At 65.1% G+C, this 20,319-nt stretch carries 21 protein-coding genes; 10 read left to right on the top strand and 11 right to left on the bottom strand.

The genetic code is table 11. The features are described 5' to 3' along the window. Window positions 1-24: 24 nt before the first annotated feature. A complete protein-coding gene (gene dapE / locus ACFVWT_RS03385; protein ID WP_390245213.1) occupies window positions 25-1,149 on the top strand; it encodes a succinyl-diaminopimelate desuccinylase in 1,125 nt (374 codons plus the stop codon). A 78-nt stretch (window positions 1,150-1,227) separates the two neighbouring features. Here dapE and ACFVWT_RS03390 read toward each other — a convergent pair whose 3' ends face one another. The 4 genes from ACFVWT_RS03390 to ACFVWT_RS03405 form a co-directional block, all read right to left on the bottom strand. Continuing rightward, complete coding sequence (locus ACFVWT_RS03390; RefSeq protein WP_390245215.1) at window positions 1,228-2,067, bottom strand: amino acid ABC transporter permease; 840 nt, start codon at window positions 2,065-2,067, stop codon at window positions 1,228-1,230. Continuing rightward, complete coding sequence (locus ACFVWT_RS03395; protein WP_390245217.1) at window positions 2,064-2,714, bottom strand: amino acid ABC transporter permease; 651 nt, start codon at window positions 2,712-2,714, stop codon at window positions 2,064-2,066. The genes ACFVWT_RS03390 and ACFVWT_RS03395 overlap by 4 nt, the downstream gene beginning before the upstream one ends. A 96-nt stretch (window positions 2,715-2,810) precedes the next feature. Beyond that, on the bottom strand, window positions 2,811-3,695 hold the full coding sequence (locus tag ACFVWT_RS03400) for a glutamate ABC transporter substrate-binding protein (protein WP_390245219.1): 885 nt from the start codon (window positions 3,693-3,695) through the stop codon (window positions 2,811-2,813). A 69-nt stretch (window positions 3,696-3,764) separates the two neighbouring features. Further along, window positions 3,765-4,520: an amino acid ABC transporter ATP-binding protein gene (locus ACFVWT_RS03405; protein WP_043429919.1), complete on the bottom strand. Its 756-nt coding sequence runs from the start codon at window positions 4,518-4,520 to the stop codon at window positions 3,765-3,767. A 164-nt stretch (window positions 4,521-4,684) separates the two neighbouring features. On the opposite strand from ACFVWT_RS03405, the gene ACFVWT_RS03410 reads away from it, so the two are divergent. The 4 genes from ACFVWT_RS03410 to ACFVWT_RS03425 all read left to right on the top strand — a co-directional run bounded on the left by ACFVWT_RS03410 (window position 4,685) and on the right by ACFVWT_RS03425 (window position 7,589). Next, window positions 4,685-5,512, top strand: coding sequence for a TIGR00730 family Rossman fold protein (locus tag ACFVWT_RS03410; protein WP_390245222.1), 828 nt, complete (start codon window positions 4,685-4,687; stop codon window positions 5,510-5,512). A 23-nt stretch (window positions 5,513-5,535) separates the two neighbouring features. Continuing rightward, on the top strand, window positions 5,536-5,895 hold the full coding sequence (locus tag ACFVWT_RS03415; RefSeq protein WP_390245224.1) for a DivIVA domain-containing protein: 360 nt from the start codon (window positions 5,536-5,538) through the stop codon (window positions 5,893-5,895). Between the two features lie 74 nt (window positions 5,896-5,969). Next, window positions 5,970-7,178 (top strand): hypothetical protein, encoded by a 1,209-nt coding sequence (locus ACFVWT_RS03420; RefSeq protein WP_390247052.1) that lies wholly within the window; start codon window positions 5,970-5,972, stop codon window positions 7,176-7,178. A 243-nt stretch (window positions 7,179-7,421) separates the two neighbouring features. After that, window positions 7,422-7,589, top strand: coding sequence for a DUF3117 domain-containing protein (locus ACFVWT_RS03425; protein ID WP_009357720.1), 168 nt, complete (start codon window positions 7,422-7,424; stop codon window positions 7,587-7,589). Window positions 7,590-7,633: 44 nt separating this feature from the next. Here ACFVWT_RS03425 and ACFVWT_RS03430 read toward each other — a convergent pair whose 3' ends face one another. Further along, entirely contained in the window at window positions 7,634-8,266 is a 633-nt protein-coding gene (locus ACFVWT_RS03430) for an O-methyltransferase (protein ID WP_390245226.1), read from the bottom strand. A gap of 298 nt (window positions 8,267-8,564) precedes the next feature. On the opposite strand from ACFVWT_RS03430, the gene sigE reads away from it, so the two are divergent. The 3 genes from sigE (at window position 8,565) to ACFVWT_RS03445 (ending at window position 10,759) form a co-directional block, all read left to right on the top strand. Next, on the top strand, window positions 8,565-9,194 hold the full coding sequence (gene sigE, locus ACFVWT_RS03435) for an RNA polymerase sigma factor SigE (RefSeq protein WP_011692635.1): 630 nt from the start codon (window positions 8,565-8,567) through the stop codon (window positions 9,192-9,194). Between the two features lie 122 nt (window positions 9,195-9,316). Then, the gene (locus tag ACFVWT_RS03440; RefSeq protein WP_390245228.1) at window positions 9,317-10,276 is read left to right on the top strand and encodes an anti-sigma factor; all 960 of its coding nucleotides are present in this window, start codon (window positions 9,317-9,319) and stop codon (window positions 10,274-10,276) included. Window positions 10,277-10,357: 81 nt separating this feature from the next. Further along, a complete protein-coding gene (locus ACFVWT_RS03445; RefSeq protein WP_390245230.1) occupies window positions 10,358-10,759 on the top strand; it encodes a Sec-independent protein translocase TatB in 402 nt (133 codons plus the stop codon). 36 nt (window positions 10,760-10,795) lie between these two features. Here the strand turns inward: ACFVWT_RS03445 and ACFVWT_RS03450 are convergent, their stop codons facing one another. The 3 genes from ACFVWT_RS03450 to ACFVWT_RS03460 are packed head-to-tail and all read right to left on the bottom strand — an operon-like array spanning window position 10,796 to window position 13,915. Beyond that, complete coding sequence (locus ACFVWT_RS03450; RefSeq protein WP_390245232.1) at window positions 10,796-11,923, bottom strand: Mrp/NBP35 family ATP-binding protein; 1,128 nt, start codon at window positions 11,921-11,923, stop codon at window positions 10,796-10,798. Between the two features lie 11 nt (window positions 11,924-11,934). Beyond that, a complete protein-coding gene (locus ACFVWT_RS03455) occupies window positions 11,935-12,651 on the bottom strand; it encodes a DUF1003 domain-containing protein (protein WP_390245234.1) in 717 nt (238 codons plus the stop codon). Then, window positions 12,632-13,915, bottom strand: a complete 1,284-nt coding sequence (locus tag ACFVWT_RS03460; protein ID WP_390245236.1) for a magnesium transporter MgtE N-terminal domain-containing protein — start codon at window positions 13,913-13,915, stop codon at window positions 12,632-12,634. Before ACFVWT_RS03460 ends, ACFVWT_RS03455 begins: the two co-directional genes overlap by 20 nt. Window positions 13,916-13,991: 76 nt before the next feature. Here ACFVWT_RS03460 and ACFVWT_RS03465 point away from each other — a divergent pair, with 76 nt between their 5' ends. Next, window positions 13,992-14,870, top strand: a complete 879-nt coding sequence (locus tag ACFVWT_RS03465) for a general stress protein (protein ID WP_390245238.1) — start codon at window positions 13,992-13,994, stop codon at window positions 14,868-14,870. Window positions 14,871-14,931: 61 nt separating this feature from the next. On the opposite strand, the gene ACFVWT_RS03470 is transcribed toward ACFVWT_RS03465, so the two are convergent. Then, the gene (locus ACFVWT_RS03470) at window positions 14,932-16,524 is read right to left on the bottom strand and encodes an aminopeptidase P family protein (RefSeq protein ID WP_390245240.1); all 1,593 of its coding nucleotides are present in this window, start codon (window positions 16,522-16,524) and stop codon (window positions 14,932-14,934) included. 99 nt (window positions 16,525-16,623) lie between these two features. Here ACFVWT_RS03470 and ACFVWT_RS03475 point away from each other — a divergent pair, with 99 nt between their 5' ends. Continuing rightward, entirely contained in the window at window positions 16,624-17,472 is an 849-nt protein-coding gene (locus ACFVWT_RS03475; protein ID WP_390245242.1) for a PHP domain-containing protein, read from the top strand. Here ACFVWT_RS03475 and ACFVWT_RS03480 read toward each other — a convergent pair. Next, on the bottom strand, window positions 17,469-18,341 hold the full coding sequence (locus ACFVWT_RS03480; protein ID WP_390245244.1) for a DNA-methyltransferase: 873 nt from the start codon (window positions 18,339-18,341) through the stop codon (window positions 17,469-17,471). The two genes, ACFVWT_RS03475 and ACFVWT_RS03480, sit on opposite strands and share 4 nt — an antisense overlap. 8 nt (window positions 18,342-18,349) lie before the next feature. Beyond that, on the bottom strand, window positions 18,350-20,098 hold the full coding sequence (locus ACFVWT_RS03485) for a DEAD/DEAH box helicase (RefSeq protein WP_390245246.1): 1,749 nt from the start codon (window positions 20,096-20,098) through the stop codon (window positions 18,350-18,352). Window positions 20,099-20,319: the final 221 nt, after the last annotated feature.

A 20,319-nucleotide genomic window follows, 5' to 3' on the forward strand; every position in this document is an offset into this window, starting at 1 on the left:
CAGGTCTCGAACTAGACTGTCATCGTGACTGCTCAAACCGCCTCTGTCCGCCTGGATCTCCGCCAGGACGTCGCCCTCCTCACTGCTGCGCTCATCGACATCAACAGCGTTTCGGCCAACGAGAAGGAACTTGCCGACGCCGTCGAACACGCCCTGCTGAAGATTCCGCAGCTCAAGATCGTCCGGGACGGCGATTCCATCATTGCCCGTACCGACCTGGGCCGCCCGGAGCGGATCATCCTGGCCGGGCACCTGGATACAGTGCCCCTGCCGACCACCGAAGGGGCACTGGGCACCGTCCCATCGTTCTGGCCGTCCGGCGCGCCGGGGGAAGGGCTGCTGTACGGCCGCGGCACCACGGACATGAAAGGCGGAGTCGCGGTGCAGCTGGCACTGGCGGCAACAATGTTCGACGGCGGCGCGGAACCGGGCAAGGACGTCACCTTCGTGTTCTACGACCATGAGGAAGTGGAAGCGGTGAAGAGCGGACTCGGGCGCCTGGTCCGCAACCATGGCGAGCTCCTGAACGGCGACTTTGCCATCCTGCTGGAGCCGACACACGGGACTGTGGAAGGCGGATGCAACGGCACCATGCGCTTCGAAGCAACCACCGTCGGCGAAGCGTCGCATTCCGCCCGGGCCTGGATGGGCAGCAACGCCATCCACGCCGCGGCCCCTATCCTCGCCAGGCTGGCCGCCTATGAACCGGCCACCATCAATGTGGACGGCCTGGACTACCGCGAAAGCCTCAACGCGGTAAAGATCAACGGGGGCACCGCCGGCAATGTCATCCCCGACCGCTGCGTGGTGGAAATCAACTACCGCTTTGCTCCGGACAAGACGCCGGAGCAGGCCGAAGCCCACGTTCGGGAACTTCTCGACGGGTTCGACGTCGTCAAAACGGACAGCGCCGCCGGCGCGCGTCCCGGTCTGAACCATCCTGCCGCCGCGTCCTTTGTGGCCGCGGTCGGTGCGGAACCGAAACCCAAGTACGGCTGGACCGACGTCGCGCGCTTCAGTGAGCTGGGGATTCCCGCCGTGAACTTCGGCCCCGGCGATCCGCTGCTGGCGCACAAGGACAACGAACACGTCGACGCCGACGCGATCCGCGAATGCTTGCGTGCGCTGCGGACGTGGCTGGCCGGCTAGGCAGGTACACCGCACGAATTACGACGGAAGGCCCGGATCTGTTGATCCGGGCCTTCTTGGTACTGCACGTCGAGATTGCTAGGCCACTTCGGCTTCAATCGGCTCAGGCTCGGCTTTGGCCACGCCGCCGGCGGCCTTTTTGGAGCCGCGGCGTTCGATCCATACTGCGATGCGCGAAACGCAGATATTGATGGCAATGTAGATCGCGGCGGCCACGAAGAAGACCGGGAACAGGAACTGCGTTCCCAGGAAGTCAGCCATGACCTGCACCGCCCGCAGCAGCTCACCGTAGGCAACGATGTAACCCAAGGACGTGTCCTTCAGCAGAACCACGAGCTGGGCCACGAGCGAGGGCATCATCCGGCGAACGGCCTGCGGGAGCTCAATGATCATGCGGGACTGGAAGCTTGTCAGTCCAATGGTCAGGCCTGCTTCGCGCTGGCCCTTGGGCAGGGACTGGATGCCGGCGCGGATGATCTCCGCGAAAACGGCCGCGTTGTACAGGACAAGGCCCGCCACCACCGCGATGAACTGGTTGGTCCCAAAGACCAGCAGGACGAAAAACATCATCAGTACCACGGGCATGCCCCGGAGGAATTCCAGCACAATCCGGGTGGGAACCCGGATGGCGGCGAGGTCGGAAATCCGCAGCAGGCAGAGCAGCAGCCCCAGGGGGAACGCGATGACGGCGGCCACAGCGGCAGCGCTCAGGGTTGCGCCGATGCCGTTGCCCAGCAGCGTCCAAACATCCGCGCGGGTGAAGATGGCCCAGCGGCGTCCCTCGAAGATACCTTGCTGAGCCAGCGTGCTGATGATCCAGGCCAGCAGGCCAAGGATCAGGAGGGAACCTACAACGGAACCGATCAGTGAGACCCTCCGGGCTTTTGGCCCCGGGACGTCATACAGAACTGAACTCATCGGGCGATCGCCACCTTTCGTTCGACGGTGCTCGCCAGGATGCCCAGCGGAACAGTGATCAGCAGGTAGAAGAAGGCCACTCCGAGGAGAACGGCCAGTACTGCATCACCGTTGGAATTGGCGAGCTGACGGCCGTAGCCGAACAGTTCCAGGACGAAGAACGCGCCGGCAACGGAGGAGTTCTTCACAAGCGCGATCAGAATGTTGATCAACGGCGGGATGACCGTCCGCAACGCCTGGGGCAGGATGATCAGCGACAGCACCTGCCCGAATTTCATGCCGATGCTCCGTGCGGCTTCGGCTTGACCGACGGGAACGCTGTTGACACCGGAGCGGACAGCCTCGGCGATGAAGGCAGCTGTGTAAGCGCTGAGGGCGATGATCGCGGCCACTTCAAACTGCTCGAATTTCACCCCGAGCCTGGGGAGGACGATCGCGGCAAAGAAGAAGGCGATGGTCAGGGGGGTGTTCCGCAGGATCTCCACGTAGGTCATGCTGAAACCGCGGAGGGCGGCAACGGGGGAGACCCGGGCTGCGGCCAGCACGGTTCCCAGCACTAAGGCAATGACTCCGGATACGGCAGACAGGAACAGGGTTCGGAGAAAGCCTTCCCAGTAAAGTGGCAGGTTTGCGATGATGACGTCCATAACATCCTTCGGCTGTGTGTCGCGGACGGGAGCGAAGATGGGTTGGCGGCTGCCGGAATCGCGTCGGATCGGACTCCGGCAACCGCCCTGCGTTATTTAGTAACGAACAATGGCAGGGAGTTCGGGGGCGGTCTTAATGACGGAGCCCGCGGTCGCTTCCCAGGCCTTCTTGTAAGACCCGTCCTTGCTGAACTCTTCCAGCTGGTCGTTGATCCAGTTGCGGAAAACGGCGTCATCCTTCTTCAGGCCGATGCCGTAAGGCTCCTTGGTGAAGGTTTCGTCCGAGGCCAGCTTGAAAGCTTCCGGTTCCTTATCCACAAAGCCGGCCAGGATCACGTTGTCCGTGGTGATGGCTTCCACCTGCTTGTTGCGCAGCGGCTCCAGGCAGGCCGAGTACGTAGCGGCGGGAACGAGTACGGCTCCGTACTTCTCCACAATGGTGCCTGCGGGGGTGGAACCCGTCACGGAGCAGACTTTCTTGCCCTTGACGTCTTCGGGCTTCTTGATGGTGTCGTTGTCCTTGTTGACCATCAGGGCCTGTCCGGCCTCGTAATAGGGTCCGGCGAAGCTGACGACCTGCTTGCGCTTGTCGTTGATGGTGTACGTGGCGATGACCAGATCCACCTTGCCCTGCTCGATGAAAGGTTCGCGGTTGGCCGAAACAGTCTCGGACCATTCAATCTTGTCGGCAGGGATGCCCAGCTTGGCAGCAATCAGCTTGCCCATTTCAACGTCAAAACCGATGGGCTTGCCGTCCAGGCCGACCTGGCCGAAAAGCGGCTGGTCAAATTTCGTGCCGATCTTGATGGAACCGGCCTTGGAGAGCTTCTCCATGGTGCTGCCTGCCGCAAAGGTCGGCTTCTCCGCGACTGAGGGGTTGCTGGTGGTTCCGCCGCCGCCGCCGCAGGCGCTCAGTGTCAGAGCGAGGGCTGCCGATGCTGCAACCACAAAGGACTTTCGTCGGGTCAAAAATGCCTTCATGACATTACCTTTCATTGGCGGCCACTGTGGTGGCCGGGGTGCGAACTGAGTTGGTGCGGTCTCGGGGAATCAGTGTGTGAGGAGCTTGGAGAGGAAATCCTTGGCCCGGTTGCTCTGCGGGTTCGTGAAGAACTCCTCGGGTGTGGCGTCCTCGACGATCTGGCCGTCCGCCATGAACACCACGCGGTCAGCCGCTTTACGGGCGAAGCCCATTTCGTGGGTGACCACGATCATGGTCATCCCTTCCTTGGCCAGCTGGATCATGACGTCAAGGACTTCGTTGATCATCTCCGGGTCAAGGGCAGAGGTGGGCTCGTCAAAGAGCATGACCTTCGGCTTCATGGCCAGGGCGCGGGCAATTGCCACGCGCTGCTGCTGGCCGCCGGACAGCTGTGCCGGCAGCTTGGGCGCCTGGTGTCCGACGCCGACGCGTTCAAGCAGTGCCATGGCGTCCTTGTCGGCCTGGGCCTTGGGCACCCCTTTGACCTTGATCGGCCCCAGGGTGACATTCTCGAGGATCGTCTTGTGGGCAAAGAGATTGAAAGACTGGAAGACCATCCCGACATCGGCCCGCAGCTTGGCGAGTTCCTTGCCTTCCTCCGGGAGTTCCTTGCCGTCGATGGCGATCTTGCCGTCATCGATGGTCTCGAGACGGTTGATGGCCCGGCAGAGAGTCGATTTACCGGAACCGGATGGTCCGATGACCACAACAACTTCGCCCTTGCGGACGTTGAGGTTGATGTCCTTCAGTACGTGCAGCTGGCCGTAGTGCTTGTTCACGGCTTTCAGGGAGACGAGCGCATCGCCGGGCACTTGAGTAGTCATAAGAGAGAATCTAGCGAACATTAGCGGGATATGACGCCAATCACTCCAACTTCATGCAGATCGTAATTCAAGAGATACCTGCTGGTCAGCGGCCCGGGTGCCCGCTGCTGGGGGTTCCGACGCGCCGGACGGCCGGGCTTGTCGAACCGCGCTAGCCTTGGTGGATGAGTACCGATCCGCAGCCTTCTCCAACTCCAGTACCTCCCATTGCCACCCGTCACAAGGGTCCGCTGGAGCTGCGGCGCAAACAGGCGGCGGTGGAGATGTCGGACCAGCACCTGCTGGACACAAAGGGACCGGGCCAGTTCGTCCACACGGATCCCTGGCGCGTGCTCAGGATCCAGAGCGAGTTCGTGGAAGGCTTTGGTGCCCTCGCTGACCTGGGGCCGGCCGTCAGCGTCTTCGGATCCGCCCGCACCAAACCCGGTTCCGTCTACTACGAGCTGGGCGTTGAGGTGGGCCGCAAACTGGCCGAAGCGGGAGTCGCCGTCATTACCGGTGGCGGCCCGGGCTCCATGGAGGCGGCCAACAAGGGGGCCGTCCAGGGAAACGGCGTCTCCGTGGGGCTTGGCATTGAGCTCCCGTTTGAACAGGGCCTCAACCAGTGGGTGGACCTTGGGATCAACTTCCGATATTTCTTCGCGCGCAAAACGATGTTCGTGAAATATGCCCAGGGCTTCATTGTGCTGCCCGGCGGCCTCGGCACCCTGGATGAACTCTTCGAGGCGATGGTCCTGGTCCAGACCAGGAAGGTCACCTCGTTCCCCATCGTCCTCCTTGGGACTGCCTTCTGGGGACCCATGATCGACTGGATCAGGGGCACGCTTGTGGAAGACGGCATGATCTCTGAGAAGGACCTGAGCCTCATCCAGGTTGTCGATGAGCCCGGCCACGCCGTGGACCTGGTCATCCACGGCGCCATCCGGCCGTCGCCGGGAAGCAGCGCAGGCAATGGCGGGGGCGGGCCGAACGGCAACCAGCGGCCGGAATAACAGCCGCGACGGCGTCTGGCACGATGGATCCTGTGAGTTTCTTCCTGATATTCCTCGCCATCGCTTTGATCGGCGCCGCGCTCTTCTTCGGAGGGGGGTCCGCGTCGGGTGTTTTTCGACGCCGGCGGTCCCGGGAGTCCCCGCTCCTGGCCGGTTTCGACGATCCCGTGGCCTCGCTGCCCCCCGTGCTGCTCCCGGCCGAGGCATCACCTGCCGATGTTGACCGGATCCGGTTTTCGCTTGGGCTGCGTGGTTACCGCATGGATCAGGTGGACCAGGTCCTGGACGACCTCCGCGACCAGCTAGCCGCCAAGGACCACGAAATTGAACGGCTGCGGATGGAACTCCGTACGCCGGCGCAGCCGGGGGAGAGCGTGCCTTGAGCCAACAGGGCACGTCCGCGGGACGGGTGGTGCAGGAAGGTAACCCGGGACTGAACGCCCTGGTTCGGAAAAAGATGGTGTCAGCCGCCGCGCGCGCGGGCAGATGGCCGTGGTGGGCGCAGGTGGCCTCCGTGTACGCTGCCGCGCGGGTTGTCAGCGCCTGCATCTTCATGGCGGCCGCCCTCCACCAGGGAGTCAACCCGTGGTTTCCCGCAAAGCCTGATTACTGGAACTTCATCAATATCTGGGACGCCCGCTGGTACGGCGAGATACTCCTGAACGGCTACCCGAGCCAGCTTCCCCTGGACGACGGCGGGAACGTCAAGGAGAACGCCTGGGCTTTCTATGCGCTCTTTCCGATGCTGGGACGGGCAGTCTCGGCCATGACGGGCATGGACCCCGCGCTGGCCCTCACCTTCATTGCGATGGCTGCCGGGCTGGGCGCCGCCCTGGTGGTGTATCGCCTCTTCCGGCAGAAAGCCGCCCACCGCACGGCGATGTGGGGGGTAGCCTTCTTTTCCACGTTCCCCGTGGCCGCCGTCCTCCAGGTTCCCTATGCCGAGTCGCTGAACCTTCTGCTGCTGGCGTCGGCACTCCTCCTGGTCGTGCAGAGGCGATATCTGTGGGCGATGCCGGTAGTCGTCCTCATGTGCCTTTCCCGGCCTACAGGGATTCCGTTTGCCGCCATGGCGGGAGGGCTGCTCGCCTACCGTCTGTGGGAGCGCGCGCGTCCCGGCATCCGACGCGGCGACGAGGCCCCGCCTCACAGCGGACGGGACCTCCTGGGCCTGGCGGTCTTGACCGTGGTCAGCGGGCTCAGCGCCCTGTTGTGGCCTGCCATTGCCTGGGCCGTCACCGGAGATCCTGCGGCCTACACCAAGACGGAAACCGTCTGGCGCGGCCACGACCTTGTGCCCTTTAAGCCGTGGTTCGACACCGGAATCCAGCTGTTCGGGCCGGTATTGGGGGTGCTGGCTCCATTTGTATTTGTAGCGGCCTTCGGGCTTGTCATGACATCTTCTCCCGTGGCGGCGCTGGGGACAGAGTTGCGGCTCTGGTGCGTCTGCTACATGGGTTATCTGCTCGTGTTCCTGCATCCCCAGACCAGCACGTTCCGGATGCTCTTGCCGCTCTTCCCGCTGGCGCTGAGTGCAGCCCTCATGTCGCGTTCCCGCGCCTACCGCGGAACGGTGGTCACCATGTTCGTCCTGCTCCAGATTGTCTGGATCGTGTGGCTGTGGGCCTGGGCCCAGCTGCCAGGCGGGGGCGACTATCCGCCGTGAGCCGGCCTGCAGGACTATGACGCACGACACAGTCGGCCACAATTTTCCAAGTGATGAAGAAAATCCATCAATTAGCTACAGCCGGGTAATTACAGGATAATAGGGGTTAAGCATGAACAAATTGCATTCACAACTGTTCAGCCATGGCGGTAGCTGCTAGGCCGCCATAGCGGCTTGATTGACGACGCGGCCACAGCCCGCCCGGGCTGGTAGGTCCTGGGACTATTGGAGGGGATTTTCCTCATGGCGGCTATGAAACCACGCACCGGCGACGGCCCTATGGAAGTAACCAAAGAGGGCCGCAGCTTGATTATGCGTGTGCCGCTCGAAGGCGGGGGGCGGCTTGTGGTCGAACTTAACGCGGCAGAGGCGGCAAACCTCAAGGAATGCCTCGTCGGCGTTACCGAATAGATTTGCCCGGGTAGGGCCCGCGGCCTTTGGCTGCGGGCCCTTCCTTATTTCTTGACCGCTACCAAAAGCCCGTCACCGGTGGGCAGCATGGCCGAAGCCAGCCGTTCGTCGTCGCGAATTGCCTTGCCCACTTGGCGTAGAACCACGGTGGTTGAATCCCGGGCCGCCGGGTTGGCAACGCGGTCCTTGTCCAGCGCGTCGTTGATGACCAGCAAGCCGCCGCGTTTCAGCAGCCGGATGGCCTGCTCCACATACCCCGGGGTGCCCGGCTTGTCCGCATCAATGAACACCAGATCGTAGGCGCCGTCGGTCAGCCGCGGCAGGACGTCACCGGCACGTCCGGAAATGGTGCGTGTGCGGTTGGCAGGGCTTCCGGCTTCCTGGAATGCCTCCCGTGCCGCCCTGAGATGTTCCACGTCCACGTCGATGGTGGTCAGGACCGCCTGGGGGCCAAGGCCGCGCAGCAGGCAGACGCCGGAGACGCCGGCTCCTGTTCCGATTTCCACAGCCGTCTGCGCTTTCGAAGCTGCCGCCAGCACCGTCAGCACCGCTCCCACGCCAGGTCCGACCGGCGTGACGCCCAGCTCAAAGGAACGCTCCCGAGCATGCAGCAATACTTCATCCTCGGCAGGCAGATCTTCTGCGTAGGACCAGCTCGTGGACTTATCGGCGCTCATGAGGATTCGCTTTCTGGGCGGCAAGGGGATTGTTCCTAACAGCGTACTGTGTCAGGCGGTGCCCGGCCCGGAGGTGACGGCCCGGCGGGCTGTGGCTGCTTCCGGATGTGACGGGAACCACTGTCCCGGCCGCGCGGGCCGCGCGGGTTTCCGCCCAAGGCTGAAGCCCCGGGATAGTCAGGAAATTCCCAGCCAACTTTGAAATGATGGTAATCCGCTCATCCAGGAGGTGATCGGCGCCGAAGCACTGGTGTCAGCACCGTCCAGGCGTTAGTACCATCCACGAGGGGAGTGGACGATGTCAGCATCAGTTGTGGCACCTGTCCCGGCAATTGAAGATTCAGTGGCCCAGTCAGAAGCGGAGTGGGTCAGGCCAACCTGGGAGGAAGTGGTAACCAACCACTCCGCCAAGGTCTACCGCCTTGCCTACCGTTTGACCGGCAACAAGTACGACGCCGAGGACCTCACGCAGGAGGTGTTCGTCCGCGTCTTCAGGTCGCTGGAGAACTTCAAGCCCGGCACCCTCGACGGCTGGCTGCACCGGATCACCACCAACCTTTTCCTGGACCAGGCGCGCCGCAAGAGCCGCATCCGCTTTGATGCCCTCGCCGAAGACGCCGAATCACGTCTGCCCGGCCGCGAGCCCGGCCCGGAACAGAGCTTCGAATTCAACAACCTGGACCTCGACGTCCAGGCCGCCCTGGAGGAACTGCCGCCGGACTTCCGCGCCGCCGTCGTCCTGTGCGATCTCGAAGGCCTGTCCTACGATGAGGTGGCCGAGGCGCTTGGCGTCAAACTCGGAACCGTGCGGTCCCGCATCCACCGCGGTCGCACCATGCTCCGGGAAAAGCTTGCGCACCGGGATCCCCGCACCAGGCAGTCCCTCAAGCCGCGGCTCAAACTGCCGCGCATCGCCGGCATCCTCTGATCGGCTCCATGGGTCAGCTGAGAAACCTGCTGCGTGGCCTTGGAGGCAACTGTACGCGCGGACTCCTGCCGCGCAGCAAGCGCGGACGCAGTGCAGAGCACATAAAGTCATGCCCAGAATGCATGTCGGTGCAGTGGCGTGAGCGCCAGTATCTTGAGCGCATGCGCCGCGCCTCGATCCCGGCCGCGAGCGATGACTTCACGGCCAGGCTGCTGGCCCGGACGCAGCAGCTGGCAACGGCATCCGTGACGGCCGGGAACACCGCTGCCCGGCAGCCCGCCCCCGGCCGAACCGTAGCAGGGTCCCCGGCACTGAGGGCCTTGGCCCTCGCAGCAGGCGGTGCCGTTGCCGCGGCCGGCGTGGTCACTGCCGCAGCTTATTTAGTAGCCGGCGATCCCACGCCCGAGGCAGGCGGCGCACCCGCAACGTCGGTCCAGCAGGAGGAAGCCACGTTCGGGCTGCCGTCCTCGACGGGCTCCGCCTCCCTGGGTTCGGCCGGCATGCTGACAAGCGCCGATATTGAGGGACTTCGCGCGCAGGGATGGTCATGCCCGGAGTTGCGGAACATGGGCTTCCACATGCTCTGGGCCCGGCGTGAAGCTGTGGCGGGGCAGGGCGTCCTGGAAGTGAGGCTCACCGACGGGAAGCATTTTGCCACCGTGCTGGAACAGCATCCGCAACCAGGCCCGGCAGGCGCGGCACCATCCGCCGTGCCCGTCTCGTCGCCCACGAATATCCTGACGGGCCGTCCCGCGGCGGAGGACGGATTTGTTGCTGCGCACCAGGGCGCCGCCGGCACTCCCGCAGGCGGGGCCGGGGCGCTCTGGATCAACGACTCAGCCCCGTGGCGTGCCATTTACCAGGCGCCGGGCGTGACGTTCACCTACATTTCGGACCTGCCCGCCGACACGGCCGACGACGGCGTGGCGGAGTTGGTCCGCTCAGGTTCGGTCACGCCGGTGCACAGTACCAAGGACGTTACAGGGGCCGCAGCGGCCGGCGGCACCGCGGCAGCCCCGGAAGACCTGACCGCAAGGCTGCAGCGCGGGCTGGGGCGCATTGTGGAGCTTTTGACACCATGAGGCGGCTGCCCGACGGGGCCGCTGTTGTGCGGCCCGCGTCAGAATCGTCACCAGTGTGCCGGAGAGGGTAATCTTCCTAAGGTGTTTGGAATCAACGGTCCGGAGTTTTTTCTTCTGCTGATCATCGGCGTCCTGGTGATCGGCCCCAGCCGGCTGCCCGAATACACGCAGAAACTGGCGAACCTGGTCAAGGAAGTCCGTCGGATGGCGTCCGGCGCCCGGGAACAGATCAAGGACGAAGTCGGCATCGACATCGACGAGGTCGACTGGAAGAAATACGACCCGCGCCAGTACGATCCCCGCCGGATTATCAAGGAAGCCCTGCTCGACGACGACACCAAGCCCGTCAGCGCCGGTGCGCCGGCAGCGGTTGCAGCCGTTGCCTCGGCCTCCGCCGCGTCCTACGCGGAAGAGCGCCCGGCACGCGTTATTGAACGGCTGGCCGATGGCGAGCGTGCACCGTTCGACTCCGAGGCCACCTAGGCCGGTATTTCGCCGGGCGTAATTACCGGGCCCATTTCACCGGGGCTGCAGGCCCAGCTTCATTCCCGTCAGGCCGCGCGGCCTCGCCGCAAGCACCCCCGCAATGCCCGCCAGGGCCTTGGCCGCAGGAGTCTCGGGGCGGCCGAGCACGATCGGCTGGCCGGCGTCGCCGCCTTCGCGCAGCAGGATGTCCAGCGGAATCTGGCCCAGGAGGGGCACATCCGCCCCGACCGTCGCGGTCAGCCTTTCGGCGAGGACGGCGCCGCCGCCGCTGCCAAACAGTTCCATCCTGCCGCCGTCGGGCATTTCAAGGTAGGACATGTTCTCCACAATCCCGGCCACGGACTGACCCGTTTGCGTGGCGATGGCGCCCGCCCGCTCGGCGACGTCGGCGGCAGCGGTCTGCGGTGTGGTCACCACCAGGATCTCGGCCTTCGGAAGCAGTTGGGCCACGGAGATGGCGATGTCGCCTGTGCCCGGCGGCAGGTCGAGGAAGAGTGCGTCCAGGTCGCCGAAGTAGACGTCGGTGAGGAACTGCTCGAGGGCCCGGTGAAGCATGGGTCCCCGCCACGCGACCGGCTGGTTGCCCTTGACGAACATGCCGATGGAAATGACCTTCACGCCGTAGGCCACCGGCGGCAGGATCATGTCGTCCACGCGGGTGGGGGCCTGGTCGATGCCCATCAGGGCCGGGACCGAGAAGCCGTACACATCGGCGTCGATGATGCCGACGCGCAGGCCCTGCGCGGCCATGGCACAGGCGAGGTTGACGGTGACGGAGGACTTGCCCACACCGCCCTTGCCGCTGGCCACGGCAAAGACCTTCGTGAAGGAACCGGGCTGGTTGAACGGAATGCCGCGCTGGCCCCCGGGTCCGCGGAGCTGCTCCTTCAGCGCGTCCCGCTGTTCCTGCGTCATGACTTTGAGCTCGACATCGACGGCGGTCACCCCGGGGACCGCCGACAGCGCAGCCTCGGAGTCCGCGGTGATGGTGCCGCGCAGCGGACAACCTGCAATGGTGAGCAGCACAACGAGCCTGACCCGGCCGTCGTCGCCGATATCAACCGACTCCACCATGCCGAGTTCGGTGATGGGACGGCGCAGTTCGGGATCGATGACAGTGGCCAGTGCAGCGTCCACTGCCTGGTCCAGGGGGGTGCTCATACGGTCAGTGCTCAGCTTTCGGGGGAATTGAGGTGCGCAGGGTATCCGGGATGTTCCGGCTTGACCTTGGGGATCTGCTGGGTCCGCGGGTTGCGCTGCTTGTCGCGCCGCTCCTTCAGCCGGTCCTTGACCTTGTCCCTGGGGGACTCATGGCTGCCGGTACCGGACGGATCGTGCGTGCGGAGTTCTTCCTGTGCCTCCAGCATGTCCTCCAGGAGGCTGCGGAGTTCGGCGCGGACGTAGTCACGGGTGGCAACTTCGCGCAGAGCGATGCGCAGCGACGCCAGTTCCCTGGTGAGGTATTCGGTGTCCGACAGATTGCGTTCGGCGCGCTGTCGGTCCTGCTGCAGCGACACGCGGTCACGGTCGTCCTGCCGGTTCTGGGCGAGCAGCAGCAGCGGGGCCGCATAGGACGCCTGCAGGGAGAGCATTAGCGTCAGCAATGTGAAACCGAGTTCACGGGAGTCGAATTGCCAGTCCAGCGGCGCCCAGGTGTTCCAGGCGAGCCAGAAGAGGCAGAACACCGTCATGTACACGAGGAACTGCGGAGTGCCCATAAAGCGGGCGAAGCCTTCCGTGGCGTGGCCGAAGGCGTCAGGGTTCGGTGAGAACTTTGGCAGGATCCGCTGGCGTCCGCTCAGCGGGGTGTCCAGGCCGCCGCTGGCCTTGCCTCCCGGGCGGTTTTGGGGGTTGCGGGGTGAGCTGAGATCAGCCAATGCGGCCTCCAAGCTTCCTTATCGGGGCATCGTCATCGTGGGCGCGCCAGTCGTCCGGCAGCAGGTGATCGAGCACGTCATCAACAGTCACCGCCCCCACAAGGCGACCGTCCGCATTGACTACCGGTAGGGAATTCAAGTTGTAGGTGGCCAGGGCGCGGGCCACCTCGCTGATGTGGGCCTGGTCCGACACCGGTTCCAGGTTCTTGTCCACCAGGTTTCCGAGCGGCTCGGGTGGTGGGTAACGCAGGAGCTGCTGGATATGGACTACGCCGAGGAACCGCCCGGTAGGTGTTTCCAGCGGGGGCCGGGCAATGAAGATCGATGATGCGAGGGCCGGTGAGAGCTCCTCGCGCCTGACGTGGGCCAGCGCTTCGGCCACGGTGGCCTCGGGCGGGAGGATGACCGGAACAGGCGTCATGAGGCCGCCGGCAGTGTCTTCGTCATACTCCAGGAGGCGCCGGACGTCCTCAGCCCCCTCGGGTTCCATGAGCTGGAGCAGTTCCTCGGCCTGCGCAGAGGGGAGTTCGGCCAGGAGGTCGGCGGCGTCGTCCGGATCCATCTCTTCGAGGACGTCTGCGGCGCGGTTGACGTCCAAGGCGGAGAGGATCTCCACCTGGTCGCCCTCGGGCATTTCCTGCAGGACGTCAGCGAGCCGTTCGTCCTGCAGTTCGCTGGCCACTTCGAAGCGGCGTTTGTCGCTCATCTCCTGGAGCGCTTCGGCGAAGTCGGCCGGTTTCAGGTCCTCGTGAGTCGCCACGAATTGGGTAGCGGCCTGTGGCTCCGTCCTGGCACCCTGCTGGGCATCGGCCCAGTCGATAATCATGGTCTCGTTGCGGCGGAGCCGGCTCAGCGGCGAAAGGGAGTGGCCGCGGCGCACGAAGAGCTTGCTGACGAACCAGTCGCCGGACCGGTGGCGGTCCATGGCGATGTCCTCGATGGTGGCGTCGCCGCTGCCGTCCGCCAAAGTCACGCGGCGGTCGAACATTTCGGCCACCACCAGGGTTTCCGCGCCGCGCTGTTCAAAGCGGCGCAGGTTCACCAGTCCGGTGCAGATGATCTGGGTCTGGTCGATCGAGGTGATCCGGGTCATCGGGACGAAAACCCGCTTCTTGCCCGGCACTTCCACCACGATGCCCACCACGTGCGGTGCGCCCCTCGTTCCCCTCGAGAGCACGACAACATCGCGCAGCCTGCCAAGCCGGTCGCCCAGTGGGTCGAAGACATCCAGTCCGAGAAGGCGCGCAACAAACACCCGCGAAAGATTTGTGCTCACTTGTACAGGCTACCGAGTCTGCTCTCTTTTAGCTGAATTTCAGCCTGCACACAGCCGGATGGGCAAGAATGGATGTATGTCAAACATTTTTGGTGCCCCGAAGGCCGGTACCCCGAACGGGCCGGATGAGTTCCGCACGGTTCCGGCCGGGGACACCGTCGGTTCGTATACCTCCTATCTGGACGCCCAAAAGGCGGTGGACTATCTCGCAGACCAGCAGTTCCCCGTCCAGCTCGTGTCCATCGTGGGCAACGACCTGAAGATGGTGGAGCGCGTCACCGGACGGCTGAGCTACCCCCGGGTGGCATTGTCGGGCGCGCTGAGCGGTATGTGGTTTGGCCTGTTCGTCGGCGTCATGCTGTCCTTCTTCTCGCCCACCGGCGGCTACTTCTCTATTGTGACGTCGGTCCTCATGGGTGCGGCGTTCTTCATGCTCTTCGGCATCGTCACCTACGCCATGCAGCGCGGAAAGCGCGACTTCACCTCAACCAGCCAGGTGGTGGCCACCAACTACGACGTCGTAGTGGCCTTTGAGGCTTCCCACGAGGCGCGGCGGATGCTGCAGCAACTGCCCATGACCACGTCGGATGCCGCCGCCGGCGCCGGATCATACGGCCATGGCGGCTACCAGAACCAGCCGGGGCATCAGCCGGGACCGGAGCACAGCCCCCAGCAGGGAACCGGACCCCAGCGGCCTGCGGGCTGGAACGATCCTTACGGCCAGAGGACGCCCGAAGCGGGGAGCCGGCCGCCCGTGGGCGCGCACGCCGGCCCTGTGCCCGGCCACGGACCGGAGGCCCCTTCCGAGGAGCAGCATCAGGCCGCGCCGAAGCCCGCAGTGCGCTACCCTGACCTACCGGATGGCCGGCCGCAGTACGGTGTCCGCGTCACCGACGCGCACACACAGGAGGGCGGCCCCAAACAGGAGGCCCCTGAGGGCGGCAGCCAGCAGTAGCGCTCCCATAACAAAGGCCTCCGTCCGGATGATCCGGACGGAGGCCTTTGTTTTAATCGATTTACGGCTGTGAGTGCTCTGCTTCCTGGTAGATGCCCGCCATCCAGGACTCGACGTCGTCCGCCTTGCGGGGGAGCGCGGCGCTGAGGTTGACCGGACCGTCGGCAGTCATCAGGATGTCATCCTCGATCCGGACGCCGATGCCGCGGTATTCCGCCGGAATCGCGAGGTCTTCGTTCTTGAAGTACAGGCCCGGCTCGATCGTGAACACCATTCCCGGGGTAAGGACGCCGTCCAGGTAGAGCTCGCGCTTGGCCTGGGCGCAGTCGTGCACATCGAGGCCAAGGTGGTGGCTGGTGCCGTGGGGCATCCAGCGGCGGTGCTGCTGGCCCTCCGGGCTGATGGCTTCTTCGACGGATACGGGCAGCAGGCCCCATTCCGCCAGGCGCTCGGCGAGCACAGTGGTGGCGGCCGTGTGGATATCGCGGAACTTGGTGCCGGGCTGCGCCGCAGCGAAGCCCGCGTCCGCCGCATCCAGGACAGCCTCATATACCTTGCGCTGGACCTCGGTGAACGTCCCGTTTGCGGGCAGGGTGCGGGTCACGTCGGCCGTGTAGAGGGAGTCGGCCTCAACGCCGGCATCCAGCAGCAGCAGCTCGCCGGCGTTGACGGATCCGGTGTTCCGGGTCCAGTGCAGCACGGTGGCGTTGTTGCCGGAGGCCGCGATGGTGTCGTAGCCCAGCTCATTGCCCTCTTCCCGGGCACGGGCAAAGAAAGCGCCCTCGACCACGCGCTCGCCGCGCTGGTGCGTCAGGGCCCGGGGGAGGGCCTTCACCACCTCGGTGAACCCTTCCACGGTGGCGGCTACGGCGATCCTCATCTGCTCGACTTCCCACGCATCCTTGAGCAGGCGAAGTTCGGAGAGGGCCTCGGTGAGCTTCTCATCAAGGGCATCCAGCACGCCCAGGTCCAGGTTGTCCGGGTCCTTGGCCGTGTTGTAACGGGCCGTGTCCACCAGGGCGTCGATGTTCTCGTCCACCTTGCGCACCAGCCGGATGGAGATGCCACCGATTTCCGGGGCGCCCACGTTCTTGGTGATTGCCAGTTCGAGCTCGTCGATGTGGGCCGTGGCAAGGCCCAGCCTGCGCTCGAATTCTGCCAGCGTGGGGCGGGCACCGATCCAGAATTCGCCCGAGCGGGAGTCTGCATAGAACTGTTCGGTGTCCCGGCCGGCGAGGGGCCGGAAGTAAAGAGTGGCGTGGTGGTTCCCGCCGTCGTCGCCCTTTCCTTCTTCAACCGGTTCGAAGATGAGCACGGCATCGGGCTCGTGGTCGAGGCCCAGGCCTGTCAGATGGGCAAAACCTGAGTGGGGGCGGAAGCGGTAGTCGCAGTCATTGGAGCGGACCTTAAGCGGCCCGGCAGGAACCACCAGGCGTTCGCCCTTGAACAGGCCGGAAATGGTGCGACGCCGGGCGGCGGCGTGATCGGCCACGGCGTCCCGATCGGGGAGCTCTTGTGCCGACGGCGCCCAGTTGCTGGCCATGAAGGCCTTGAAGGCGTCGGAACTGGGCCGCTGCGAGCGGTTGTTGACGCGCTCTTCGAGGGGCTGGTTTGCTGTATTTTCACCGTTGTAGGTGTTGGCTGCATCGTTCACCGTCCCATCGTCTCACCAGCGGACTGGCCATAGCCACCGGCCACACTGCACCGAACACTGCACCGGCCATCTGCACCGGCCATCTACTAGGCTGGGCAGGTGAGGATTGATCTGCATGCCCACTCGAATGTTTCCGACGGCACGGAGGCGCCCGCAGCGGTGATGGCGGCCGCCGCAGCCGCGGGCCTGGACGTGGTGGCCCTGACCGACCACGATTCCACCGACGGCTGGGCGGAAGCGTCAGCGGCGGCCCGGACCGAGGGCATTGTCCTGGTGCCCGGCATGGAGATTTCCTGCCGGACCGTGGAGGGCATCAGCGTCCACCTGCTCAGTTACCTCCATGATCCGGCGCATCCCGGCCTGCTGGAGGAAATCACCAAGGCCAGGGACGCGCGCCTCATCCGGGCCGAACGCATGGTCACCCTCCTGGCCGAGGATTACCCGCTGACCTGGGACGACGTCATCCACCATGTGGCACCGGGTGCAACGCTGGGGCGGCCGCACATTGCCGATGCCCTGGTGGCGGCCGGGGTGGTCGCGGACCGGACAGAGGCTTTTGCCTCGATCCTGACATCGCAGTCCCGGTACTTCGTCCAGCACTACGCGCCGGATCCGGCCTTCGCCGTGGCCCTGGTCAGGGAGGCGGGAGGCGTGCCCGTGTTCGCCCATCCGGTGGCGTCCGCCCGGGGCAGGGTGGTGGGCAGGCGCACCTACCTGGAGATGATCGACGCCGGCCTGGCCGGCCTGGAGGTCAACCACCGCGACAACCCGGAGAAAGGCCGGACCATGCTCCGTGCACTCGCTGAAGAGCATGGCCTGCTGGTCACGGGCTCCTCGGACTACCACGGCACCGGCAAGCCGAACCTGCTGGGCGAGAACCTCACGGACCCCGACGTCCTGGCGAGGATTGAAGAGCAGGCCAGCGGAACCGCCGTCGTCCGTCCCTAGTTGGGCGGGAACGAGGTAAAGGTCGCGTGGCCACTGAGGCGCTTGGCCATGACATCGATGGCCGGCTGGTTCTGGTCCACGCAGACGAATTTCCGGTCCAGTTTCGCGGCGACGGCTCCGAGCGTGCCGGATCCGGCGAAGAAGTCCAGGCACCAGTCACCCGGCCTGCTGGAGGCGGCCACCACGCGGCGGATCAGCCCTTCGGGCTTCTGCGTCGGGTAGCCGGTCTTCTCCTTGCCGGTGGGGGAGACGATGGTGTGCCACCAGACGTCGGTGGGAAGCTTCCCCAGTTCCCGCTTTTCCGGCGTGACCAGTCCGGGCGCCATGTACGGCTCGCGGTCCACTTCAGCGCTGTTGAAGTGGTACTTGGCCGGGTTCTTGACGTACACCAGGATGTTGTCGTGCTTGGTGGGCCATCGGAACTTCGCCCGGGCTCCGTAGTCGTAGGCCCAGATGATTTCGTTCAGGAAGCACTCCCGGCCGAAGATGGCGTCCAGCATGACCTTGGCGTAATGGACTTCCCGATAGTCCAGGTGCAGGTAGAGGGTGCCGTCGTCGGCCAGCAGCCGCCACGCCTCCACGAGCCTGGGCTCCAGGAAGGACCAGTAGTCGCTGAAGGCGTCGTCGTACTTGTGCAGGGCGCCTTTGATCGTGTCGTAGGAGCGGCCCTTGAACCCCACGCGGTCGCCGCTGCCTTCAGCGTTGCGGACCATGGTGGTCTGCTGGCGTGTCTGGGCCCGGCCCGTGTTGAAGGGCGGGTCAACGTAGATGAGTGTGAAGGCGCCGTCCGGCAGCGTGGGGAGGTACTCGGCGTTATCCGCGTGTACCACCAGGTTGCTGCCGTCCGGCGCCCAGACGGTGTCAGTCATTGAGGGGTTTAGGCCTCGGCATTGCCGCGTTGTGCGCCATCCTGCGCTGCGTTACCGCCGCCTACTACCTCGCCATTGCGTCGACGGGTGCGGGTGCGGCGTCGTGCGCGCGTTGCCCGGTCCACCTCGGCCGGTGCCGAGGCGGGCGCTGCGGCCACGGGAGCTGCGTCGGCCGCCGGAGCGGCTGCTGCGGCGTTGTCGGAAGAACGACGGCGGCGGTCACCTGAACGTCCGCCGTCACGCCCGGCGCCGTCCCGGCTGCCGCCGGCCTCGCTGCGGCGGGAATCGCGTCCGCCGGAGCGGCCGCTGTCACGTCCGCCGCCGGTGCTCCCGCCGCGGGCGGTGTCACGTCCGCCCGAAGTGCGGGGGGTCTTCTTGCCGGTCTCGCCCAGGTCCTCCAGGACCTCGGCGTCGACGCCGGCCAGAACGCGCTTGTCGCGGGGCAGGCGCCCCTTGGTGCCTTCCGGGATGTCCAGTTCTTCATAGAGGTGCGGGGATGAGGAGTAGGTTTCCACCGGCTCCGGCACGCTGAGCCCCAGCGCCTTGTTGATCAGGCCCCAGCGGGGCATATCGTCCCAGTCGACGAACGTCACGGCGGTGCCCTTGTTGCCGGCGCGGCCGGTGCGGCCCACGCGGTGCAGGTAGATCTTTTCGTCTTCGACGCACTGGTAGTTGATCACGTGCGTGACGTCGTCGACGTCGATGCCGCGGGCTGCGACGTCGGTGGCCACCAGGACGTCAACCTTGTTGTTGCGGAAGGCCCGGAGGGCCTGTTCGCGGGCACCCTGGCCCAGGTCGCCGTGAATGGCGGCTGCGGCGAACCCGCGGTCCACCAGTTCCTCGGCCACCTTGGCGGCAGTGCGCTTGGTTTTGGTGAAGATGATGGTGCGGCCACGGCCGCGTGCCTGCAGAATGCGGGCCACGACTTCGATCTTGTCCATGCTGTGTGCACGGTAGATCAACTGGCGGATGTCGCGCTTGGTCAGGCCTTCATCGTCCGGGTCAGCCGCACGGATGTGCGTGGGCTGGGTCATGTAACGGCGGGCCATGGCGATGACCGGGCCGGGCATGGTGGCCGAGAACAGCAGGGTCTGGCGGACGGCAGGGGTCCCGGCAATCAACGTCTCGACGTCCGGCAGGAAGCCGAGGTCCAGCATCTCGTCGGCCTCATCGAGGATGACGATCTTGACGTTCTTCAGGCTCAGGTGCTTCTGCTTGTACAGGTCGATGAGGCGGCCGGGGGTGCCGACGACGATCTCGACGCCCTTCTGCAGGGCATCCACCTGCGGCTCATAGGCGCGGCCGCCGTAAATGGTGGCAATGCGTGCGTTGCGCTTCCGGGCGGCGTTCTCCAGGTCCTTGGCAACCTGGACGGCGAGTTCGCGGGTGGGAACGATCACCAGTGCCTGCGGAGCGCCCGGGACTGCCAGCTTGTCGTAGCCGGGGTCGTCGCGTCCCACCACGCGCTGCAGCGCGGGGATGCCGAAGCCCAGGGTTTTGCCGGTGCCCGTCTTGGCCTGGCCGATGATGTCATGGCCGGCGAGGGCCACGGGCAGCGTCATTGCCTGGATGGGGAAGGGGTGGGTGATTCCGGCGTCGGCCAGGGACTCGACGATGTCGGCGCGGACGTTGTAGTCCGCAAAGGATTTCTCCTCGATCTCGTGCGGCTTTTCGTCCGAGATGATGGTCTCTTCCGGCTCGATCGTTTCAGTGCCGGTTTCGTCGGTCAGAAGTTGGTGCGTGTGCAATTCACTCACAGGGGAGTTTCCTTATTCATTTGGGCATTGGCGCTGCTTGCTCAACGGGGCCGGCCGCGAGGCCGTTCCGGAGCACGCTCGGGCGCGCAAGCAAATCCAGTGGAAGCCGATCGCGGGCTATCTAAATGCTGGCACTGGGGACCAGCGGGCGTATCTCAAGATCGCGTAGGGGCGGGCTTGTTGAATTCAAAAATCATGGAAATCAACGACCGGGCATCCAT

This window comes from Arthrobacter sp. NPDC058288 (assembly GCF_042880995.1).
In the GTDB taxonomy this organism is placed as follows: Bacteria; Actinomycetota; Actinomycetes; order Actinomycetales; family Micrococcaceae; genus Arthrobacter.